Below are 20,646 nucleotides of genomic sequence, written 5' to 3' on the forward strand. Positions count from 1 at the left end.
GGCTCTGTTACAATAAAACGGAGCCTCTGTTTACCACAAATAGAGGCTCCGTTTGGTGTAAATAGAGCCTCTGTTTTAGCTCATTGATTCAGAAGAATAAACTGTTTAAATATAAATAATATGTATGCCAATAAAGTAAAGAAAATAGCTGCTGTCCATGACCTTTCGGGGATGGGGCGCGTATCTCTGACTGTCGTTATTCCTATTCTTTCATCAATGGGCTTTCAGGTTTGTCCGCTTCCTACGGCAGTGTTGTCCAATCATACACAATATCCCGGCTTTTCCTTTTTAGACCTCACTGATGAAATGCCGAAGATTATAGCTGGATGGAAGAAGCTGGAAGTACAATTCGATGCCATTTATACCGGATACCTCGGTTCTCCGAAGCAGATACAGATTGTTTCCGATTTTATCAAAGACTTCCGCCAGCCGGATAGCCTGGTAGTAGCCGACCCGGTATTGGGGGATAATGGCCGCCTGTATACCAACTTTGATATGGAGATGGTAAAAGAAATGCGTCACCTGATAACTAAGGCAGATGTGATTACTCCTAATCTGACGGAGCTGTTCTATTTGCTGGACAGACCTTATAAGGCAGATAATACGGATGAGGAATTGAAAGAATATCTCCGGCTTTTATCCGATAAGGGTCCGGAAGTCGTTATCATTACCAGTGTCCCCGTACATGATGAACCACATAAAACTTCCGTTTATGCATACAACCGCCAGGGAAACCGCTATTGGAAAGTGACCTGCCCTTATCTGCCCGCCCATTATCCCGGAACGGGAGATACCTTTACCAGCGTGATTACCGGTTCATTGATGCAGGGGGACAGCCTTCCGATGGCATTAGACCGTGCTACGCAGTTTATCCTGCAAGGTATCCGCGCCACTTTCGGTTATGAATATGACAACCGCGAAGGTATCCTGTTGGAGAAAGTTCTTCATAATCTGGATATGCCGATACAAATGGCGAGTTATGAACTGATATAGGAAATCAGAACTGTACCGTTACCCTTGTCGGAAGGTTTCCGAACGTCCACTTCGGACCTTCTTTGACAAGCCGGATTGCTTCCTTATCGGCAGATTCGCATAAACCATGAACGACAGTGATATTCTGTGGCTTTCCTTCTTTGTCAACAAAGAAAGCAAGAACTACCTCGCCTTTCACATCCTTACACTTTTCATCATTCGGGCGAATAAGATTTTCTTCCAAATACTTCTTATATTTACGTTTGCCTATTACCGGCTGCGGAGTCTGGTATTTATCTTTTGTTCCCACTACCACCACTTCGTCAAGCGTTTGCTTATCCTCATTCATGGCAATCAACATTGTCCGGCTGGTATCTACCGGTATTTCCACCGGTTCGTAACCGATAAACTGTGCTGTCAGTTCTTTGTTGCCTTCTTCTTTCTTCAATGCAAACTCACCGTTGAGGTCTGTGATTGTACCTGTATTCGTTCCGGTATATGCTACACTGGCTCCAATGATTGGTTGTCCCTTTTCATCCGTCACTTTGCCCTTAATCAGATTCCGGTTAGGAATGGCTGCTTTTGCCACTTTTATCTGATGAACCTTGGAGCGAGAAGTATCTGTATCCGCTACTATTGTTTCTTCCAGCATTATCGCTTGTCCGGCAGTTTCCTCTCCGGTAGCTTCTTCTATAACCGGTGTTGCTGCTACCGGTGCACTTTGCGGTTTAGGAGTCGTTTTGCTTTTGGCTACTATATTCTTTTTATCTGCTTGCTTTACGATAACTTCATGAGTAGAATCTTGCTTCATCTTCGCTTCAGCCAGAGAGGAAGTCTCCTCTTTCGGGGTGACAGGCTCGAACACTGCCGAAGGAATATCTTCTTTAGCAATAAACACATCATCTGCCATACTCTTTTTAAGGAACAGGAAATAAGTGCTGATACCGATTCCAATCACCAGGCAAGCAGCAATGCTCCAAGTGATGGCATACGAATTCTTTTTCTTTGAAGAGTCCGTATGCCTTGCTGTATGAGCTGAAACCTGCATCCGCAGTTTCTCTATCTGTTCTTCGTGATTCCCTTCCACCTGGCTGTATCCATCCATAGCATCAGCCAGAAAAGGGTCTTTCATCGACTCTTTTTCCAGCCGGTGTGCCTCTTTTCCTTTGCGGAGTCCTCGTATGTAGTCCAATAGTGTCATAGGGTCTGTTTCTTAATGCAATTTTTTAAGTTTCGCTTTCCGTTTTGGATGTAGCTTTTCACATTGTTCAGAGTAAATCCGGTCTGCTCGGCAACGTCTGCATAGGACATCTCTTCCAGAAAGAAACGCGTAATGCTGAGCCGTTGTTCTTCGGGCAACTTTTCGAGGCAGTGATGCAATGCCTTCAATTGCTCTTCCGAACTTTCCTCTTCACTTAATAGATGCAGAAATTCGTCGGATTCCATAACATTAATGCTATAATCTAACGGAATTTCCTTGTTTTCTTTCCGTAGAAGCTGCAAGCAATGATTCTTGCCTACGCGGTAGAGCCATGGCTTGAAGATCTTTATCTCATAATTGACCATTTTCGGCAATAAGTCTTCAAACAACTGCATCACAGCTTCCTGCGCACGGTCTTCATCTTGCAGATATTTCAGGCAAAGTCCATACAATAACGGGATATATCGGTTGTATAATTCACCGAAATACTCCGTATCCCCGGACTTAATATAATGTATAAGTAACTCTTCGTCCGATAGCTTCGATATGTTTCTTTTGAAAAACAGCATCTATTCTTCGTCTTCTTCTATAATAACCTGATATTTCTCTTTCATTTCTTCAAAGTCCTCTGTTACCTGATTCAGAATCTCCTGCGTATCCGTACTCTTTATTAATGCGGGCGTGCCGTAATGGATGGATGCTTTATAGGGTAACAGTAAGAGTTCTCCTTTGGGCAAGGAACGCCCCATCCCCGTCATAAATACAGGGACATATTTCAGTTCAGGACGCAGGGAAAGGATGCGGGCTATGCCGGATTTTATCTTTCCCATTTGTTCCGGTTTTCCTCTTGTTCCTTCCGGGAAAAGGATGAGTGAATATCCGGCGTCAATGGCTTCAAGCATTTTGCGGATAGGGTCGTGTTCCGAATCTTTCTCTCCTTTTCTTCTGATTAAAAGCGTATTGATAAAATAATTGCTCATCGAAGCTTGAAAGCGGGTTCTGCCGAAATAATCCTCTGCGGCTACGGGCTTTACCTTCCACAAAAGATTGCCGGGCAGGGAAGATAACAGGCTCAAGGTATCCAGATGACTGTTGTGGTTGGCAAGAATAATAAATTGCTTTTCCTTTCTGAGAAACCGGCAGTCAGTGAACTGGACTCCTACGATTAACTTCAGGAACCAGTGGCAAATACCTTTATATATAATCTGCATAACGGCAGATTGAATGAATCTCTTTTTCATCGTTTCCGCCTAATAAGCAATGTAATACACTAAATGAAAGAATACGGGAGCGGTATAGGACAGAGAGTCTATGCGGTCGAATACGCCGCCGTGTCCGGGGATACTGTTTCCCATGTCCTTGATTCCTTTATCCCGCTTGATGGCGGAGATAACCACATCTCCCGAGAATCCGGCAATGGCAATGAGTGCACTTACCAGGATTACATTAGGACCGGAAAGCGGAGTGAGGAAGCCCAGAAAATAACCGATAATGGTAGTGCTGATTACACCGCCCAGGAAACCTTCCCATGTCTTGTTGGGACTTACTTTAGGCAGAATCTTATGTCGTCCGAAAAGTTTTCCCCATACGAACTGCATGATGTCATTGATTTCCGTAAGGAATACAAGGAATAGCAATAATCCGCGTCCGCCCGCATTGAAGCCTGGCAGTTCGGGAAGCGAGAGGAGATAGGCAAGATGGCTGATACCGAATACGGAAAGCATCAGTATCCATTGCAATAGTGCCATCGACTTGGTGATGCCATGTGTCTCTCCTTTCAGGACGAGCCGGAAAGGGAGTACGAGGAACATAACTACCGGAATGAAGATGATATATGCTCCATACCAGGCTATATAGGCAAGATAATATTGGATAGGAATAGCCAGTATTCCCCAAAACAGTGCCCCGCGGTCTGCTTCTCTGAATCCCAATACAGAATAAAGTTCTCTGAAGGCTATAAAAGAGAGGAAGGCGAGGAAGAAATAAGAGATATCATAGCTGATAAATACGGCACCGATAAACATTGCCGCCATAATCCACCAGGAACGGGTGCGGGCGGTGAGTTCGCTGATGTTAGTTTTCGGAGATAGCTTCTTTACAAGAAAAAGAAGGATGCTCGCTGTGGCAAGTAATCCGATAATGAGAGAGATGACGATGATTAATTCATCGCTCAGCGTCGGAAAGATTTTATCTAGTAGTTCTTTCATTTTATTTCATGATTTGATGTGTGTGACATGAGGTATAGTCGATATATAAGAGTGGCGATAAGGCCGATATTCATAACTATGAGAATAATCAGACATACCATTTGTTCATATCCCCAATGCAGGGTACAAGTGGCGACTACAAAGGCAAATGTCAGTAACGCCATGCGGTGTTGCTTTGCCATCGGGCCGTTAAAGAAATGCTGTTGTGTTTTATAAGCTCCTATCCAACGGAAATAAGCAGTCATCACGGCAAGCAGGGCAGCCAGCCATCCCAATTCTATCCCGAATCCACCTGCGACATAACCCACAGGAATGATGAACAGGGCGTCGGCAAAGCGGTCGGGCATATCATTGTAAAGGTCGCCGTTAGCACTTTTCTTTCCCCCTTCGATAGCCACCATTCCATCAAACAAATTGCATAGCAACCGTGATTGCATACAAACAATAAACAGAATATAGGCTACATATTTATTAAAATCGGGATAGATAACTGTGCTGATAAGCAGAACGCAACCCATCAGAGCAAAAAATACACTCATCATGGAAATTTGATTGGGGGTGATACCCCATCGAGTGAGTTTGCGGGCAATAATATTAGCCCAGGCAGTGTTTCGTGAGGCTATTTCCCGCCGTCCATCTACTTCGTCTTTCATTTTTTGTGGATGTTTATTGTTCGCAAATATACACATCATATTAAGAGTTGCAAAGGAATGAGGAAGAATTTTGAAATACGCCTGTTTGCGATAAGATAAAAAAAAGTTTGATTGGTTTGTGGAATCTGTGTGAAATCTGCATCTCTATAGTAAAAGCGAGTTAATTGTAACATTTTAAAACGATAAAGTTATGAAAGTAAATCAATTCAGAGCGATGATGCTCGTACTGCTAATGGCAGTTGTTTCTTTGGGTACAGTGAGTGCACAAGCTATTACAGTGACGGGCACGGTGACGGAAGCGGAAACCGGAAATCCGGTTATTGGTTGTTCAGTCCTGGTTAAGGGAACTACCAATGGTGTAATAACCAATATGGATGGTCAGTATTCTATTCAGGCTAAAAAAGGGGAAACGCTGTTGTTCAATTACATCGGATACCAACAGGAACAAAGAGTAGTTAAATTAGCACAACTGAATGTGAAGTTGAAAGCGGATAATGTTGTATTGGAAGAATGTATGGTAGTGGGTTATGGCACAATGAAAACTAAAGCAATGACCGGCTCTTATATGGCAATTTGTCCAACCCCGGCAGTCATGTATGATAATGCAAATACGGAGGAATACGGTCAGATTCAGGAGAACGGCTTCAAGAATGTATCGGATGCCGCCCTTTCAACTTTCTCCATTGATGTGGATGCCGCTTCTTACAGTAATATGCGCCGTTTTATCAATAAAGGGGAACTGCCGCCTGCTGATGCTATCCGCACGGAAGAACTAGTGAATTACTTCTCATACGATTACCCGAAACCGACCGGCAGTGACCCTGTGAAGATTACCATGGAATCCGGAGAATGTCCCTGGAATGATTCTCACCGCCTGGTACGTATCGGATTGAAAGCGAGAGAAATTCCTACGGATAATCTGCCTGCATCCAATTTAGTTTTTCTTATTGATGTCTCCGGTTCTATGTGGGGAGCCAATCGCTTGGAATTGGTGAAGTCATCTCTCAAATTATTGGTCAATAACTTACGTGATAAAGATAAAGTAGCTATCGTGACTTATGCAGGCAGTGCAGGTGTGAAACTGGAAGCAACTCCGGGCAGCGACAAACAGAAGATTCGCGAAGCGATAGACGAACTGACGGCAGGCGGTTCTACCGCAGGTGGTGCCGGTATTTTGCTGGCATACAAAATAGCAAAGAAAAATTTTATCTCTAATGGCAATAACCGTATCATTCTTTGCTCCGACGGTGATTTCAATGTAGGTGTTTCTTCGTCAGAAGGACTGGAACAACTGATAGAGAAAGAACGGAAGAATGGAGTGTTCCTTACCGTATTGGGCTATGGAATGGGAAATTATAAAGATAAAAAGATGCAGGTTTTGGCAGAAAAGGGTAATGGAAACTATGCTTATATAGATAATTTACAAGAAGCCAACCGTGTCTTGGTCGGTGAATTTGGTGCTACTCTCCATACAGTTGCGAAAGATGTAAAATTACAGGTAGAGTTTAATCCTTCACAAGTACAGGCATACCGTTTAATAGGTTACGAAAGTCGCCTGCTGAAAGATGAAGACTTCAATAACGACGCGAAGGACGCCGGGGATATGGGTGCAGGACATACAGTCACTGCTTTCTACGAAGTAATTCCCACAGGGGTGAAGAATAACTATGTAGGGAGAGTGGATGATTTGAAATATCAGAAGAAAGGGAAAGTAACAGTGAAGCCAACAGGCTCTAATGAGCTCCTGACTGTGAAGCTGCGCTACAAAGCCCCGGATAAAGATATCAGCAAGAGAATGGAACTTCCATTCGTTGATAACAAAGGAAATAATGTATCTTCCGATTTTCGTTTTGCTTCTGCCGTAGCGATGTTCGGACAGTTGCTCCGGGACTCTGACTTCAAAGGAAATGCCAGTTATGACAAAGTGATAAACCTGGCAAAACAAGGACTGAACAATGATGATAAAGGATATAGAAGAGAATTTATCCGTTTGGTTGAGACTGCTAAAGGAATGAGTAAATAAAGTATAAAAGAAAAACCGCAGGTAATCATTGGTGTTAAAAAGATGGTTATTACTGGAAATAATACCTTATTTGTTGGGTAATAACGAAAACGTTATTAACTTTGTAGCGTGTTACGACACAGAGATGTTTGATAAGGTTGAAGGTCTAAATGACCGTGAGGAAATGCTTGATCATTTGAGATTCCTCATCCGATACGAAGAAGAAATCCTTAATGATGGGTTGATTTTCTCAGAATCGGAATTCTATGATGAGTTATTTAGTATAATCATTATGATTGCTGATGATCTCAAAGAAGAATGAAAGTTAGGGAACCTTATTATAGGTTCCCTTTCATCAACCTTATCAACATCTTCTTTGTTTTTATTATAAAAGTGAGATATGAATAAGGAAGTAGAGAACAAAATTAGAAACTTAGTTTCTAAATTTAGCCTGTTACGTACTAAAGAGGGTAGTGAGGAGTTTGATAAGATCTGGAAAGATTTAAATGCGGAGATTCCTCTTGACGAACGAAGAGAGGCGGGGCGGATACTAAGTGATGAAATGCGGAAAGTACGAGAACGAAGAAAGCGTGTAGACGTTAATGTTCGTACTGACATGGGTGAACTATGTGATGTTCTTTCCTTGTCCTATATAGCGCGACACTATTTTCAAAAGGATCGTAGTTGGCTTGCACAGCGTGTAAACGGGAATATAGTGAATGGAAAACCAAGTGCTTTTACTGAAAGTGAATTGGAAATATTGAAGTTTGCACTTAATGATATAAAGAATAAGTTATCGGAAACCATATTAAACATCAAGTAAAGTAACACAGCTAGAAGGAAGCCGATACTCCTTCTTTTACTGCTTCATTGGCGTGAAGCAAAATTTGATAAAGTAGAGGCTCCCATGAAATGGGAGCCTAATTTTTTGTTTATTGGTGTCCGAATTATGTCCGACCTGTAAACGATAAACAGCCGTAAGTTATTAACTTACAGCTGTTTGATCTTGCACGGGAGGAGAGGCTCGAACTCCCGACACCCGGTTTTGGAGACCGGTGCTCTACCAACTGAGCTACTCCCGTGTTTGCGGCTGCAAAGGTAGTATAAACTTTTGAATCTCCAAATCTTCGGGTAAATAAGTTTTGAATTATTTTAATTTTTCCCACTCATCGGGCTTAAAACCGATCAGGACAAGGCTGTCTGTCACTACCAATGGGCGTTTCACCAACTTGCCGTTTGTTGCCAGTAAGGCTATTTGTTCTTCTTCACTCATGCCTGGTAGCTTCTCGCTCAGTTTCAACTCTTTATAAACTAATCCGCTAGTGTTGAAGAATTTCTTTATAGGCAGGCCGCTACGGGGAATCCATGCTTTTAACTCTTCTACCGTAGGATTTTCTTCTACAATCAAGCGGTTTGTAAACTCAATGTTATTTTCTGTTAACCATTTCTTGGCTTTTTGGCAGGTACTGCATGCCGGGTATTGCAAAAATAAAATTTCCATATACTGTTTATGTTTAAATTTAGAATTGATGGTAAAGATAAATAAATAGCATGAGATATTTGTACACGAAGCATTACTTTTTATCTTCTTTTTTAGGAAATATCAAGTCCTTTTTTTTCTCCGAAAGCGAATATAACAGGCAAATGAAATAATGATGATGCATAATATCCGACAAAGGTTCCACCATCCATTCCGCAGTTTTACACTTGCAGTTTCTTTTTTTGCTTCTTCTTCTTTGCGTACCTTTACTTTGTACTGTCCCGATAAAAAATCCTCTTTCGCTAACGTTTCACTGTTGAAGCCTTTAGTCTCTTTTTCCTGTATTCTTTGGGTCACATTCCTAATTATGATTCCCTGCTTCATCATGAGTGAGTCATTTACAGGAAGTAGGATAGTGGTTTCTTCCTTCAGTTCCGTGATCAGAGTCGACATCTCTTCGGAAGCAGTTTTCTTATTAACCATATTTTTTCCACGGATTACCGTAGATACTGAATCCTCTTGCGTTATATGACTATCGGAGATAATCTTCTTCGTGCTTTGGCATGAAGACAACAGGGGGATAGCAAGATTAATAAGCAATATGAATAATAACTCCCGTCCACTCTTCATGAATTCCTTCACATCAAAGCAAGGACAATATTTTATATATTCATAAGGTTCAATCACTCCATTGCCATTCATATCCGGTGAAGTATCCCGATGTCCCAGCACCTGAAGTATGTCATATTCCTTTTGCAAATCCATAATCAACTGGTATAGCACCCGTTTCTGTGCAGTAGTCCGGGTATCTGCCGGATTACCATCCGCAGCCAACCCGCCTATATAACATATTCCGATACTTCTTTCATTCCAACCTTTACAATGAGCACCGACCAAAGCAATGTCCCGTCCCTTCTCCAACATCCCGTTCAAACGGATCACATAGTGGTATCCGATACCGTCGAACCCACGTTCACGATGCCAGCGGTCAATATCCGAAGCGTTAAAATCCAGTCCGGCTTTCGTAGCCGAGCAGTGTACTATAATAGAGTCTATTTTTCTCATGGCATTTTTTATTGATTAATCGATTGGTTAGTAGTCTGAAGGAGGCATACGCTTCGCGCATCCTCTGATCTCACATTTTTTGACTTCCGATACCTTTTGTGCTAATTCCACTTCGTGACACTTATGTATCCAGTCGATTTTTTCTTCCTGTTCTTTTCGTAGTTCAATATAAAGCCCGTCTATTTTCTCGTCACGTTGGGTAAGGCGTTCTTCCAGCCAATCCACCTTTTTGCGGCGGTTTTCCTCTTCCAGGCTATTAACAGAAGCTTCTTCTTTCCGTGCATCCGTTTTGTGGCAAGTAATATAACGTACTATCCATTTCACAGCTTCCAAACCACCCATGGCGGTAATGATAGCGAGCATTGTAGATATTTGCATACTCAAATATTTATGTGGTTATTTATAAAGAAAGAATGGGACCGAAGCCCCATTCTTATCATCAGTTTTAAAGCTAGCGCCTTTTCATCCCTTAAGCAGCCGGATCCGGTGTTTCATCATCTCCCGAACCATCGTCCGGATTTGGGTCATCATCCCCGATTCCGGGTTCACCAGCGTTATTGCTGTTCTTTTTGATAAGGTCGAGGTCTTTAAATGTAAGTCCATTCGTACGTGTATTCGTTCCTGTATGGATTCGGATATCCGAATTGGCGCGGAAGCATATTCTCAGGCCGGTAATATCTGCCATTGTGAAGTCTTCAGCTTTTTCCGTTCCCTTACTTTGGGCTGCAAGAAAAAAATATCCCAATCCCTTGATGTTTACCGAACGACCGGATAACAGAATCTTGCGTAGTAGTGCACGGAAATCTTTCAGTATGCTATATGCGTCACCTTCGCTTACGCCTGATGCCATTGAAATCTCTTTAGCAAACTCTTCTAAAGTGGCACTGGTGTCATACTTGTATGAAATTGATGGATACACTTTAGTTGCTCCATCCTTTTCTGCCGGATTGCACAAGCGCGTTACTCTTCTAAATCTAATTGCCATAATAATCGTCCTTTCTTTTTTAATGAATACTGTTGTTTATTACTTCGCTAACGTTAACGATGCAAAGATGCAGCATTGTTTTTGTGCATGAAAATACAAGCTATTATCTGCACGACAATAGGCTAGGAAAGGACTTTGGCTCGAAAATCAGCCCAAAAGCAACAAAAAAAATACAATAAAGGGAAGCAGATGGATAATATAAATCAAAATTTAATCACTCCATCATGCCATTAATCCCATGGAATTAGATCTACGACTCCTCCCATAGTCAAAGAGAATTGAGTTCCCGGTACCATAGAATGTAGAAGATCTCGTAAATATATAAAGTGGCGCGAACGAAGTTCGGAGCCTTCATTCATTATACTGCATTTATCTTTATAAAATACACTGTCCGGTTTGTACTCGTCTCCTGTATATTGATTCTTGCCAGATCCCATCACATGATCCCCAGAATTGCCTATTGTATGCCCGAACTCATGAGCAACAATAATTTGCATAGCTGCTTCAGAACCATCAGGATTCCTTACTCCCAATGGATTTGTCCAAGGCTTCTCTGTTAAATAAATCTCCCTATGAAACCAACTTACAAATCCGTACTGGATAGGATTGTATTGTTTATAAATTACGGCTGTCCAATGTTCCCCTGCCTCAACAAACTCTAATCTGACTTTAACTAAAAATGCTGTTCCTCCATACATCACATTAAATTTATTACCCGAGCAACTTTCAACAGTAAAATGGGCGGCTTTTCCCCATATTGCTTCAATAAAGCCCCTTGTATTTATCCTAAAGTTCTTTTTTTCCTGCTCCTTCCATTTGTCACGATACCGTTCTGAAACAAAACGGCATTTCCATCGTTGAATCACCCATATGACTTTCTCTTCAGTATCTAATTCAACATCCATTCTTTCTGTAGTTGTTCTTATTATCATAATATTACTTTTATTTTATGAACAATATTTTTTTAATAGCACACTCTTCATTAACTTGGTTCTAATTAAAAGAGAACTTAATCTCACTTAATATTAAGGTTTTACACTATCTGTGTCAACCTCCCATTCTATATCTATACTTCCATTTTTCACTACTCCTGAGAACTCTTTAATAATCTGTTCATCGCCTTGTGTAGCATGAACAGATAGTTGCACCGTTTCCCCTTCAGCGTACCCGTTTGTATCGGCATGCAGCACTAGTATTTCCTTTGAATACCCTTCCTGAATGGGTGTTTCCTTTCGTATCCATTGCAGGTTGAATATACTCGGAGTAGGCGTATTTGACATATCCCTAATGAGTTCCTGTCTGGCTTCCGCTTCTTTCAGTTGCTTTCCCTTTCCGGTAAGTACCGCTTTCATTCTGTTTGGGGCGGATATTTTCGGAAAGGGAATCTGGCTGATAGGTATCATAACGGGGGGAACAGGAGTCGCTGTACTGATGGCCACTCCGGGGCATCCTGTCACAATGACTCCACCGTGGGCAGTCATGTCCCCAATGGTTGCGATAGGCTTGCCGTTTACGGTTATGCCGGGACACCCTGTGACTATAGTGTCCGGAGGACCGGAACACGTACACATATCGCCCATCAAGGCGACCGGCTTGCCGTTTATTGTTACACCGGGACATCCCGGACCTATTATTGGACCTCCCACGTGAGGTACTACTCCTGTCACCATGGGACATGTATGCATGTCTCCAATGGTTGCTATCGGACCTGTCATATTTAAAATTATTTAGATGTTTTCTTCGTTTTCTTTATTTTCTTTATTTCTTCTTTCATTGCCGGATTTATTTTTCTATCGGGTATTTTTACAGATGCCGGGTACAATGGTTCCGGAAACCCTTCTGCTTCTCTCCGCAGGTAATCTTTCATCCTGTATGGATCTAATTCCTTTCCCGGTGGTAACTGCCTGTTTTTGTCCATAAACCAGTCTATAAAATTTCCAGCCTCATATAATGTAGTACCGGTTCTGTCAAATGAGTAGAATAATGGAGGTCTGAATAAAAAAGGTGTTCCCGGGTCATCTATACTGGTATAAAAGGAACGCCATCCTGCGATAACAAAATCCGTCTCTTCATATCGGACAGCTCTTGTTGCGCCTCTCCATCCTTTAAATCCTCGTTTGGGAACATCTACAATCCCTGTCAAGCGATTGAATGTAAAACGTCGTTTGGGACGTAGTAAGTATTTAATTCCCAAAATACCAAAAAGTAGAGATACAGATAATACCATGGCTAATAGTATTACATCATCAAACTCTTTAATCGAAAATATAACATCAAAAAGGAGATCTACGAAATAACTGTCTATAATAAAAAAAATAATACTTGCCACAAGGCTTTCACCCCTTAACCATGTATTATCAATAATCAGTTTCTCGTCGTCAATACTTTTTCCAAAAGCATTTATGGCTTCAAAAGTATTCTCGGAAGGAAAAAGTGTTATCCTTCTGCCTCCTTCACGTCCTTCTCTATGAATTGTCTTTTTTCTAACCATGTCTCTAATGGTTTCTATCGAACCTGTCATATTGAAAATTATTTAGGTGCTTTCTTCGTTTTCTTTATTTTCTTTATTTCTTCTTTCATTGCCGGATTTATTTTTCTATCGGGTATTTTTACTAATGCCGGGTACAATGGTTCCGGAAACCCTTCTGCTTCTCTACGCAGGTAATCTTTCATCCTGTATGGATCTAATTCCTTTCCCGGTGGTAACTGCCTGTTTTTGTCCATATACCAGTCAATAAAGCTCCCTGCCTCATATAATGTAGTACCGGTTCTGTCAAATGAGTAGAATAATGGAGGTCTGAATAAAAAAGGTGTTCCCGGGTCATCTATACTGGTATAAAAGGAACGCCATCCTGCGATAACAAAATCCGTCTCTTCATACCGGACAGCTCTTGTTGCGCCTCTCCAACCTTTAAATCCTCGTTTGGGAACATTTACAATCCCTGTCAAGCGATTGAATGTAAAACGTCGTTTGGGACGTAGTAAGTATTTAATTCCCAAAATACCAAAAAGTAGAGATATGGATAATGCTATGGCTAATACCTGCACATCATAAAATTCTTTAATTGCAAATAAAATATCAATAACTATATCTACGAAATAACTGTCTATAATAAAAAAAATAATACTTGCCACAAGGCTTTCACCCCTTAACCATGTATTATCAATAATCAGTTTCTCGTCGTCAATACTTTTTCCAAAAGCATTTATGGCCTCAAAAGTATTCTCGGAAGGAAAAAGTGTTATCCTTCTGCCTCCTTCACGTCCTTCTCTATGAATTGTCTTTTTTCTAAACCAGTTCATATTAATCCATTTTTATAAATTAGTTCTTTTAATTCTTCCATGCTTATCATTGTTTTGTTCTGATGATTACAATATTCATCATAATCTTTGGCATCCTCAAACATCTTGGCTATTGGTGTTAGGGAATTTTTTTGTGCAGCAGACTTTATATTGACTTTAGCCGTTAGAAACTTGTCATCATAGGGAAAAGTTGTTCCATCGGCATACAGAAGTCGTTGACAGATAAATCCTTTTACCTGGTCAGCTTCCTGAATATAACTTTCCAAATTGGAAAATACATGCTTCAATTCAATTAGAATATAATTTTTTTCCATTTCTATGTGGAAATCTGAACTGTGAAAATCTTTCTTCTCATACTTTCTACTCTGTATTTCACTATTTGGCGTTCGCCGATAGAATACTATAAGGTAAAACTCTATTCGGGTATCGAAATAAATACGTGAGAAGTTACTTTTAATTGTTATTTTATTAATCTTTTCATATTCTATGTTATACCCCAAATAGGCTTTATATGATACATCATATTCAGGTGTTATTTCCGAAATAGTTGTGAGCAATAAAAATTCTTCATAAGAGGTCTTTATGTTTTTCCATTCTATAAAACCGGATGATATAATGTCGTCTTTTCTTTCTAACAATGCATCGAATAAGCTTTTCGAATATAATGATTTCCAATTTTTGATCTTCTTTTCTGCCTTATTACATAGGATGCAGTTCTTTAGATAGGCGACAATTGGAATATCCTGGCAATATACAGGAATAATATAGCAACATATTATAGCTCCTATGGCGATAAATAAGACACTGTTTCCTTTTGATAAGCTGGTTGCTTTAATGCCTGTTTGCAGGGCAAATCTCCCCATGGCTTGCAGCCCATAGCCTGTCGAGAAATATAATGCTGCGGAATAACTTGCAGCAGAAATGATATATGCGGTACAAGTATCCATATCTCTCGTATTATAAGTTCTGAATGCATCGGCTAGATTGGCTATGATAGTAAGAGCCAAATTGACATTTCCTGTAATCCCGACAGCTTTGTCTATTTTATTTCCCCCGACATGTATCTCGGTATATTTTAAACTAAACCAGGTTATTTCACTTGTTACTGCGATGGCATTTACACCAATAGAAATCCTTTCTATCCACGTTTTTGTTTTTCCATTCAGCGTCCCCATCAAATTAAAACAAGCAATAGTCCCTGACAATAACAGTAACGGCTTGCAGAAGAACAGCTTTTCCAGTTTTCTATTAATCTTTGTCAGTGCGGATTTTTGAGGATCTATTTTAGCATTTAACTTGATACACCCTTCCAACACATAATTGTCAACTTCGCAAACCGGTATTCCTACTTCACCTATTCTCCCTCTTCCCATACCGCCTACATAAGCTTTAGTACGTGTCCTGCCTAATTTTTCAAGTATCTCGGTCAGTTCCATTTTATCCACTATCCATATATCTTGTTTTATTCCGCCGATGGCTTTTTGTGAGATATATACTTTACTGAGCCATTTTTTAGGAATAGTCACTGTCTGAGTGACATTGTGAGTATATTCGATTTTTGTTCCCGCCACTCCCGACTGTGTATTTGCAGAAATAATATCCGCCCTTTGCGCAATGGTAGCCAAAGAAAACAACCCTGTTTGGTTTTTGATTACGAGTTCCATATCCTCCACCTCATCCAAGGCGATCGGTTGAAAAATATACTCTGAAACAGGGTGTGTATCCTCTTCTTTGATACAGTTCAGATAAGCATTGATATCCTTATTTACCGGTGGTGGGGGAGAACTGACATCCAGATGCCTGTCCATTGAAGAAGGATCCATCTGTAAGGTGAGATGCTGGTTGATAATCATCTCATCCATGCGGTTCCGGTTGTCCGGAGTCTGTTTGCCAAGCTCTTCCATTACCATCCTGTAATAATCGCTGTCTATAAACTGTAGAAGGGATTTTCTTCGTTCATTAATCCTGTTCTTAATCACTCCCCTCTTTTCCACATCCAGCATTTTTTTCAGGAAATCTTCCGATACGATAGCATCCTGCAAGTTCTTTAACTTATCATTATCCCTCTCCTTACCGTAGAGCAATTGATAAAATGCGATGGCGTGAGCCTGTAGCAGGAAACGTTCCGATGCTGTGTCCTTAAAATCTTCCGATGGCGTTATCAGTTGGCTTAACTCCCTGTTATTTTTGTATATGTCCCTGCATACGTCTTCAGCGCAATCAAGCGGAGAGTGAAGAGTGACGTAGAGTGACCAGTTTTTATCCTGCGCATTTTTATCTATCCGTATGTCCCTCATCACTCTGTTCTTGTTGGTGATATCACCGTCGTCTCCAGAGCAAGTCAACACGACCGAAGCATTATCTATATCGACAGTGTCCGGCAGCGAGAAGCAACGGAACCACTCTTCGATATCTATCTTCTGCATCCTGCGGTTGCGCAGTTGCTCGCTGTCCATGATTTCCCGCGTATATTTGGCAGACCACTGTATAGGAGAATAAGCGATATTCACGCATCCCTTCCTGTCTACTATCAGGCTGTCTACGGCTTTCGTACCCGATTTCGGCTGTCGTACATCCTTGTCTTCTCCTTCCCATACCACCATAACGAGTCTGCCATATACGATTTCATATTCATACCAGATTCCCTGATGCTTACCCTTCTCGTTGTAAACATAGAGATATCCTTCCTTCAAAGGCTTCCGGCAATACTTGTAGTTTTCCACCAGTGGAGCCTTCTCCGGCGACAGGCCTTCCGTGTTTTCTCCTTCATAAGCATATTCGTCCGGAGTATCTTTATGAATGAGCCCGTACCTGAATAAGCGTAAACATACACCGAGATTCACCTGCAACACCGGGCTTACGACAGCTTCCTTTAACCTCTTGCTTTCTATATCGAACTGAAGATATCGAACATAATCTTTCCGGTCATCACACATAACTATCTTTCTTTTGTATCTTTCCTATTGTTAAGTAATTTGTATTTTGAATGCCGTTCCCTGAATATTAGTTATTGCTCCGGACACTTGCATCGTTCCTGTACTATTTACCGCTACCTGGGATTTGCCGGATAACGCAACCTTCTGTCCGTCAATATCTATTTCATTCATTGCACTCACACTCACCTTGCTGTTAGAAGAAAGTTTGGCGTCTTGCTTGGCTTGGGCAGTCAGCTTACCGTCACTGATAACTGTCAGTTCCGATTTGGCAGCCAACGTAGCTTTCCCTTCGGCATTCAAATCCAGCGATTCATTAGCGGCTATTTTGATATTTTTGGCAATAAGCGAAATCGTTTCGGGAGAATTAATTTCAATATTCTTATCTTTTGTGTTCAGATGAATCATGTTTCCTGAGCCATCATTGATAGTGATGCCCCATTCTCCCTCGTTGTTGTCGTCAAACACAATACAGTGTCCGCTCTTGGTAATGATGCTATGTAGATGATTGTCCTTGTCGCCCCCCTGTCCATTCTTCCCATGAAATAATGAGCCGGATACGTATGGACGGGACGGGTCTCCATGTTCAAATGAAACCATCACCTGATCCCCCTCTTCGGGAATGAAAACAAATCCCCTGTTAGCCTGAACCTCTTTTCCTGAGCCTGCGTCCGGACTTTGCACCCGTATCCAATGAGTCGTTTTTCCTTTTTTATGTTGCCAGGGAAACTCTACTTTCACGCGTCCTTGGTTATTAGGGTCTGCATTACTTGTTACAATGCCTGTGGCAGGGTAGGCATAAGGCAAAGTTACGTTATTTGCGGGAAGATACTTAATTCCGGCAGGTACTGCTTCAAACTCATTCCGATATCGGTCGGGACCTTCTACGATGTGGCTTATCCGCACCACCCGGTAACGCCCTATATCGGGCTGATTCCCCATTGTTTGCGGAATACTCACAGTGACCACCTTTCCTATTTTAATCCGGCAAGTAGTACTTTTCCCCGCAATTCCTGCCAGAGAAGCCGTCTGCCGGACTTTTTCCATTTCGAGAATGTCTTTGACCTGTGATGCATTTTCCACTACAGGGCGGTTGGGCAGAATAGAACCGGATTTATATACGGCATCCGACCTCTTCCGGGTTGCTGTAACATAGATATTCCCGACCTCTTCCGGGTTGCTCTCTTCCGTTTCAGTGATGCGGTCTTCCGACGGGTGATAATCATAACGGGAAAAATGGAAAGGGGAAATTTCTGTGTAGAAATTTAAATCCGATAAATCCTTGTGATAGATTAACGGTTCGTCTTCGTCCTTTCCCGGATTTCCCCAGTGAAATAATTCACCGTCATAATAACACCATTCTCCGTATTGATATGCCAGTCGCTGAAGAAAGGCGTATCCTGATTCCTCATGCTGTTGTACATACGGGATCTTGTCCTTATAAGATGGCGCATTAATCATTTTGATACCATTTCCATAGCTTCCGGCTATCTCGTCAGCTATCTCCGCCAGTTTCTTGTCAGTGAAAGAATCCATTGTCTTGTTAGACTCCAGCAGGATAGTCGGGCTATACCCCCGGAAATGCAATGTTCCTGAATCATCGTTTCCGCCGCTTATTTGTACTCTTGTGATAATTCCTTTGAATATATTTTCTTTTCCGTCAGGGAGTTCTGTCATTTTGATAAGAACTTCCGCCCCCTGTTTGCTGATTATCTCATTACGGTCTTGTGACCAAATACATTCGTTCGGGAGTGGCTTTCCTTTTAACACAATATCGAAAACGTGGTGTCCGTTTAGATATTGGTCAAGTTTGAGTGAACTGAATAAAAAGCGTTTTCCGTCAATGAAAACCTGGGTTCTTATGTGATGTAACTCTTGTGGCATATTTTTATTTGTTTCAATATGACAATGATGAATTGTTTAGCGGAGCCTTATGCAAAAGAAACTGCTCTGTTTCACCTCTCGTTATCATACCTATTCCTGATTACATTCGCTATCCCATTTAACATCGTCATCACCTTTTGTCCCCTCGAGTTTGAGGATATAATTCTTTGCCGGGAAATAAGGGGTCAGGTTAATATCCAGGTAGATACGGTCTTTATTTTCCGGATCACGCTCAAATCGTATAACCTTGAACTTCTCAATCAAAGCGTCCGGTCCTGTTATACTGTCCAAAAAGTTAACAATTTGTCTTCTGATATCTTTTTCCAGTCTCGAATTCCAATTTTCGAAAGTACGGCGGTTAAGAAAGTCAAACAAAACTTTTGTGACATAATCAAATACTCGTACTACCGAATAGGTTTGCAGCCCCAAATTATCCCCATTAAAAAGAGTCTTGGCTGAAAATGCCATAACACTGCCATATTCGTTGACCATTGGAATTAGCCCCATCTTTTCTAAAAGTGATATTTCACTTTTCTTTAATGGAAAAGCAACACCGGAAACTTCATTGATCACTCCATATTTTTTCCCGGCTGTGACTTGCGACATTGGAGTCGTATAGATTTTTCCTGCCAGGCTGGCGGAAGGCGAGATTCTTAAATCGTCACTTTCGTCAAGTTCGGCATAACGATTTCTGCCGATAGGCCAGTTGCAGGAGAGTGAAACATGACTTCTGAACACATCTCCACCTGCCAGATAAGAAGAATCGAACATTTCCACCACATCGTCCGGCTGGTCCAAATCTGCAAAATCAGTAAATAACTGTACCTTATTCCGATGAGAGATTTCCGCCCATTTATCGATGACCTGTTTAGAACCCATATACCCGGGGATCACTAATAAAGAATAGTTACCCGATAAATCCAATTTATCAAAATTCTGTCTTAATTCGTTAGCTATATATTCTATAAACAACGGATTGTCGAGGTCGGCAATCTGTTCGGGCGAGGCATTTACAATAGCTATATTTGTCAATTTTTCGCTGCCTGTATTCACATAGAACTGTGCGATTTCCCTATAAGAACGTTCCAGTTCTTTAACTGTGTCTACAGTTGCAGCCTGATTCTTTTTCAACAATAATGAAAGTTTTTCGTTTTTAGCCTTACATTTTGTTATTAGTTCTGAGGTGTTCTCATTACTTGAAAGAAGTTCTATCCATAAATCCAGATTATTGATGAGAGCTTCTCTTTCATTTTGCTTGGATATGTCTCCTAAAAATATCTTTTTGCGGGCTTTTTTCTCCGGATTTATATTTTGTGTGCCTTCTACGGTGGCTTCAATGAAACTGAATCCGCCGAATCTTGCCAGCTTAGTTATATTTTCCTTTAATGAACTTTGTACTTCTCCTGTCTGAGTTTGGACGAACTCTTTTTCCAGTATTGTTGCTTCATTTTCTTTATCTGTCTTTTCCATAATCATTTTCACTATTTGTTATATTATTCTGCGATTCTTTTATTTCCTTTCTGAGCTCCTGCAATACAGATAAAAATACTTGCCTGGACTCTTGGTCATTTAATACTCTTTGCAATACTTTGTTTGAACGTAATTGCTTGATTAAATAATCATTGAAGTCCTTTTGTGTTTTTAGGCTACGTAAGAAGCCGCTTTGGAGCGTCATTTTATGGATAGAAAAGTCCGCTACATTTTTGAATTTCAAATTCTCCTTCACCGGCTGGCCTTCTTCGTTTTCGAATTCAATGTCTATGTTTGGTGAAAAATAGTCGAATACTTGTTTCAAGTCTGTCAGCCCCGTAACAGTTTCCGGAGATACAGGTGCTTCTGCTGTCAGCTTCTCTACGATAAGTGTTTTATTGTGGGGTATGTTTGATATTCCTTCTGAAGCTGTTATAGGAATTTCATTGCTCCCGATTTCAAAATCCATCATAATTCTTGTTTATTTTATA

Annotated in this window: 20 protein-coding genes and 1 tRNA gene; 3 read left to right on the top strand and 18 right to left on the bottom strand. The window is 41.1% G+C overall.

The genetic code is table 11. The annotated features are described in order from the left end of the window. Positions 1-120: 120 nt before the first annotated feature. Positions 121-993: a pyridoxamine kinase gene (locus BacF7301_RS12000; RefSeq protein ID WP_167963086.1), complete on the top strand. Its 873-nt coding sequence runs from the start codon at positions 121-123 to the stop codon at positions 991-993. A 4-nt stretch (positions 994-997) separates the two neighbouring features. Here the strand turns inward: BacF7301_RS12000 and BacF7301_RS12005 are convergent, their stop codons facing one another. Genes BacF7301_RS12005 through BacF7301_RS12025 form a run of 5 tightly spaced genes read right to left on the bottom strand, consistent with a single transcriptional unit; the run spans position 998 to position 5,033 of the window. After that, positions 998-2,173 (bottom strand): energy transducer TonB, encoded by a 1,176-nt coding sequence (locus BacF7301_RS12005; protein ID WP_167963088.1) that lies wholly within the window; start codon positions 2,171-2,173, stop codon positions 998-1,000. Beyond that, positions 2,170-2,742, bottom strand: coding sequence for an RNA polymerase sigma factor (locus BacF7301_RS12010; RefSeq protein WP_167963090.1), 573 nt, complete (start codon positions 2,740-2,742; stop codon positions 2,170-2,172). Before BacF7301_RS12010 ends, BacF7301_RS12005 begins: the two co-directional genes overlap by 4 nt. After that, the gene (locus BacF7301_RS12015; protein WP_209319524.1) at positions 2,743-3,414 is read right to left on the bottom strand and encodes a lysophospholipid acyltransferase family protein; all 672 of its coding nucleotides are present in this window, start codon (positions 3,412-3,414) and stop codon (positions 2,743-2,745) included. Positions 3,415-3,423: 9 nt separating this feature from the next. Next, entirely contained in the window at positions 3,424-4,380 is a 957-nt protein-coding gene (locus BacF7301_RS12020; RefSeq protein ID WP_167963092.1) for a phosphatidate cytidylyltransferase, read from the bottom strand. Next, the gene (locus tag BacF7301_RS12025) at positions 4,377-5,033 is read right to left on the bottom strand and encodes a CDP-alcohol phosphatidyltransferase family protein (protein WP_167963094.1); all 657 of its coding nucleotides are present in this window, start codon (positions 5,031-5,033) and stop codon (positions 4,377-4,379) included. Before BacF7301_RS12025 ends, BacF7301_RS12020 begins: the two co-directional genes overlap by 4 nt. Positions 5,034-5,223: 190 nt before the next feature. Between BacF7301_RS12025 and BacF7301_RS12030 the strand changes: the two genes are divergently transcribed. Both BacF7301_RS12030 and BacF7301_RS12035 read left to right on the top strand, forming a co-directional pair. Beyond that, positions 5,224-7,056: a vWA domain-containing protein gene (locus tag BacF7301_RS12030; protein ID WP_167963096.1), complete on the top strand. Its 1,833-nt coding sequence runs from the start codon at positions 5,224-5,226 to the stop codon at positions 7,054-7,056. Between the two features lie 379 nt (positions 7,057-7,435). After that, positions 7,436-7,858 carry a DUF5053 domain-containing protein gene (locus BacF7301_RS12035; RefSeq protein ID WP_167963098.1) on the top strand — a complete coding sequence of 141 codons (423 nt, stop codon included), beginning with the start codon at positions 7,436-7,438 and terminating at the stop codon, positions 7,856-7,858. Between the two features lie 186 nt (positions 7,859-8,044). Here BacF7301_RS12035 and BacF7301_RS12040 read toward each other — a convergent pair. The 13 genes from BacF7301_RS12040 to BacF7301_RS12100 all read right to left on the bottom strand — a co-directional run bounded on the left by BacF7301_RS12040 (position 8,045) and on the right by BacF7301_RS12100 (position 20,627). Further along, positions 8,045-8,117, bottom strand: a tRNA-Trp gene (locus BacF7301_RS12040). Between the two features lie 65 nt (positions 8,118-8,182). Further along, positions 8,183-8,536 carry an arsenate reductase family protein gene (locus tag BacF7301_RS12045; RefSeq protein ID WP_167963100.1) on the bottom strand — a complete coding sequence of 118 codons (354 nt, stop codon included), beginning with the start codon at positions 8,534-8,536 and terminating at the stop codon, positions 8,183-8,185. Positions 8,537-8,638: 102 nt separating this feature from the next. Further along, the gene (locus BacF7301_RS12050) at positions 8,639-9,580 is read right to left on the bottom strand and encodes an N-acetylmuramoyl-L-alanine amidase (protein WP_167963102.1); all 942 of its coding nucleotides are present in this window, start codon (positions 9,578-9,580) and stop codon (positions 8,639-8,641) included. Between the two features lie 27 nt (positions 9,581-9,607). Beyond that, positions 9,608-9,958, bottom strand: coding sequence for a hypothetical protein (locus tag BacF7301_RS12055; protein ID WP_167963104.1), 351 nt, complete (start codon positions 9,956-9,958; stop codon positions 9,608-9,610). Between the two features lie 91 nt (positions 9,959-10,049). Next, on the bottom strand, positions 10,050-10,565 hold the full coding sequence (locus tag BacF7301_RS12060; protein WP_167963106.1) for an HU family DNA-binding protein: 516 nt from the start codon (positions 10,563-10,565) through the stop codon (positions 10,050-10,052). 230 nt (positions 10,566-10,795) lie between these two features. Next, positions 10,796-11,497: a hypothetical protein gene (locus BacF7301_RS12065; RefSeq protein WP_167963108.1), complete on the bottom strand. Its 702-nt coding sequence runs from the start codon at positions 11,495-11,497 to the stop codon at positions 10,796-10,798. A 93-nt stretch (positions 11,498-11,590) separates the two neighbouring features. Then, positions 11,591-12,280, bottom strand: a complete 690-nt coding sequence (locus tag BacF7301_RS12070; protein WP_167963110.1) for a PAAR domain-containing protein — start codon at positions 12,278-12,280, stop codon at positions 11,591-11,593. A gap of 8 nt (positions 12,281-12,288) precedes the next feature. Continuing rightward, positions 12,289-13,086: a hypothetical protein gene (locus BacF7301_RS12075; RefSeq protein ID WP_167963112.1), complete on the bottom strand. Its 798-nt coding sequence runs from the start codon at positions 13,084-13,086 to the stop codon at positions 12,289-12,291. An 8-nt stretch (positions 13,087-13,094) separates the two neighbouring features. After that, positions 13,095-13,868 (bottom strand): hypothetical protein, encoded by a 774-nt coding sequence (locus BacF7301_RS12080; protein ID WP_167963114.1) that lies wholly within the window; start codon positions 13,866-13,868, stop codon positions 13,095-13,097. Then, a complete protein-coding gene (locus BacF7301_RS12085; protein ID WP_167963116.1) occupies positions 13,865-16,804 on the bottom strand; it encodes a toxin VasX in 2,940 nt (979 codons plus the stop codon). The genes BacF7301_RS12080 and BacF7301_RS12085 overlap by 4 nt, the downstream gene beginning before the upstream one ends. A 30-nt stretch (positions 16,805-16,834) precedes the next feature. Continuing rightward, positions 16,835-18,685 carry a type VI secretion system Vgr family protein gene (locus BacF7301_RS12090; RefSeq protein WP_167963117.1) on the bottom strand — a complete coding sequence of 617 codons (1,851 nt, stop codon included), beginning with the start codon at positions 18,683-18,685 and terminating at the stop codon, positions 16,835-16,837. Positions 18,686-18,775: 90 nt separating this feature from the next. After that, positions 18,776-20,155 (bottom strand): DUF5458 family protein, encoded by a 1,380-nt coding sequence (locus BacF7301_RS12095; RefSeq protein WP_209319440.1) that lies wholly within the window; start codon positions 20,153-20,155, stop codon positions 18,776-18,778. Continuing rightward, complete coding sequence (locus BacF7301_RS12100) at positions 20,139-20,627, bottom strand: hypothetical protein (protein WP_369805467.1); 489 nt, start codon at positions 20,625-20,627, stop codon at positions 20,139-20,141. Before BacF7301_RS12100 ends, BacF7301_RS12095 begins: the two co-directional genes overlap by 17 nt. Between the last annotated feature and the right edge of the window lie 19 nt (positions 20,628-20,646).

This window comes from Bacteroides faecium (assembly GCF_012113595.1).
Lineage (GTDB): Bacteria > Bacteroidota > Bacteroidia > Bacteroidales > Bacteroidaceae > Bacteroides > Bacteroides faecium.

What these genes read in the sequence shown, in the direction of transcription:
- BacF7301_RS12020 (WP_167963092.1), bottom strand. Translation starts at nt 4,380, where the DNA reads ATGAAAGAACTACTAGATAAAATCTTTCCGACGCTGAGCGATGAATTA.
- BacF7301_RS12050 (WP_167963102.1), bottom strand. Translation starts at nt 9,580, where the DNA reads ATGAGAAAAATAGACTCTATTATAGTACACTGCTCGGCTACGAAAGCC.
- BacF7301_RS12035 (WP_167963098.1), top strand. Translation starts at nt 7,436, where the DNA reads ATGAATAAGGAAGTAGAGAACAAAATTAGAAACTTAGTTTCTAAATTT.
- BacF7301_RS12045 (WP_167963100.1), bottom strand. Translation starts at nt 8,536, where the DNA reads ATGGAAATTTTATTTTTGCAATACCCGGCATGCAGTACCTGCCAAAAA.
- BacF7301_RS12055 (WP_167963104.1), bottom strand. Translation starts at nt 9,958, where the DNA reads ATGCAAATATCTACAATGCTCGCTATCATTACCGCCATGGGTGGTTTG.
- BacF7301_RS12090 (WP_167963117.1), bottom strand. Translation starts at nt 18,685, where the DNA reads ATGCCACAAGAGTTACATCACATAAGAACCCAGGTTTTCATTGACGGA.
- BacF7301_RS12060 (WP_167963106.1), bottom strand. Translation starts at nt 10,565, where the DNA reads ATGGCAATTAGATTTAGAAGAGTAACGCGCTTGTGCAATCCGGCAGAA.
- BacF7301_RS12000 (WP_167963086.1), top strand. Translation starts at nt 121, where the DNA reads ATGTATGCCAATAAAGTAAAGAAAATAGCTGCTGTCCATGACCTTTCG.
- BacF7301_RS12025 (WP_167963094.1), bottom strand. Translation starts at nt 5,033, where the DNA reads ATGAAAGACGAAGTAGATGGACGGCGGGAAATAGCCTCACGAAACACT.
- BacF7301_RS12070 (WP_167963110.1), bottom strand. Translation starts at nt 12,280, where the DNA reads ATGACAGGTCCGATAGCAACCATTGGAGACATGCATACATGTCCCATG.
- BacF7301_RS12080 (WP_167963114.1), bottom strand. Translation starts at nt 13,868, where the DNA reads ATGAACTGGTTTAGAAAAAAGACAATTCATAGAGAAGGACGTGAAGGA.
- BacF7301_RS12065 (WP_167963108.1), bottom strand. Translation starts at nt 11,497, where the DNA reads ATGATAATAAGAACAACTACAGAAAGAATGGATGTTGAATTAGATACT.
- BacF7301_RS12100 (WP_369805467.1), bottom strand. Translation starts at nt 20,627, where the DNA reads ATGATGGATTTTGAAATCGGGAGCAATGAAATTCCTATAACAGCTTCA.
- BacF7301_RS12030 (WP_167963096.1), top strand. Translation starts at nt 5,224, where the DNA reads ATGAAAGTAAATCAATTCAGAGCGATGATGCTCGTACTGCTAATGGCA.
- BacF7301_RS12010 (WP_167963090.1), bottom strand. Translation starts at nt 2,742, where the DNA reads ATGCTGTTTTTCAAAAGAAACATATCGAAGCTATCGGACGAAGAGTTA.
- BacF7301_RS12085 (WP_167963116.1), bottom strand. Translation starts at nt 16,804, where the DNA reads ATGTGTGATGACCGGAAAGATTATGTTCGATATCTTCAGTTCGATATA.
- BacF7301_RS12075 (WP_167963112.1), bottom strand. Translation starts at nt 13,086, where the DNA reads ATGACAGGTTCGATAGAAACCATTAGAGACATGGTTAGAAAAAAGACA.
- BacF7301_RS12005 (WP_167963088.1), bottom strand. Translation starts at nt 2,173, where the DNA reads ATGACACTATTGGACTACATACGAGGACTCCGCAAAGGAAAAGAGGCA.
- BacF7301_RS12095 (WP_209319440.1), bottom strand. Translation starts at nt 20,155, where the DNA reads ATGGAAAAGACAGATAAAGAAAATGAAGCAACAATACTGGAAAAAGAG.
- BacF7301_RS12015 (WP_209319524.1), bottom strand. Translation starts at nt 3,414, where the DNA reads ATGAAAAAGAGATTCATTCAATCTGCCGTTATGCAGATTATATATAAA.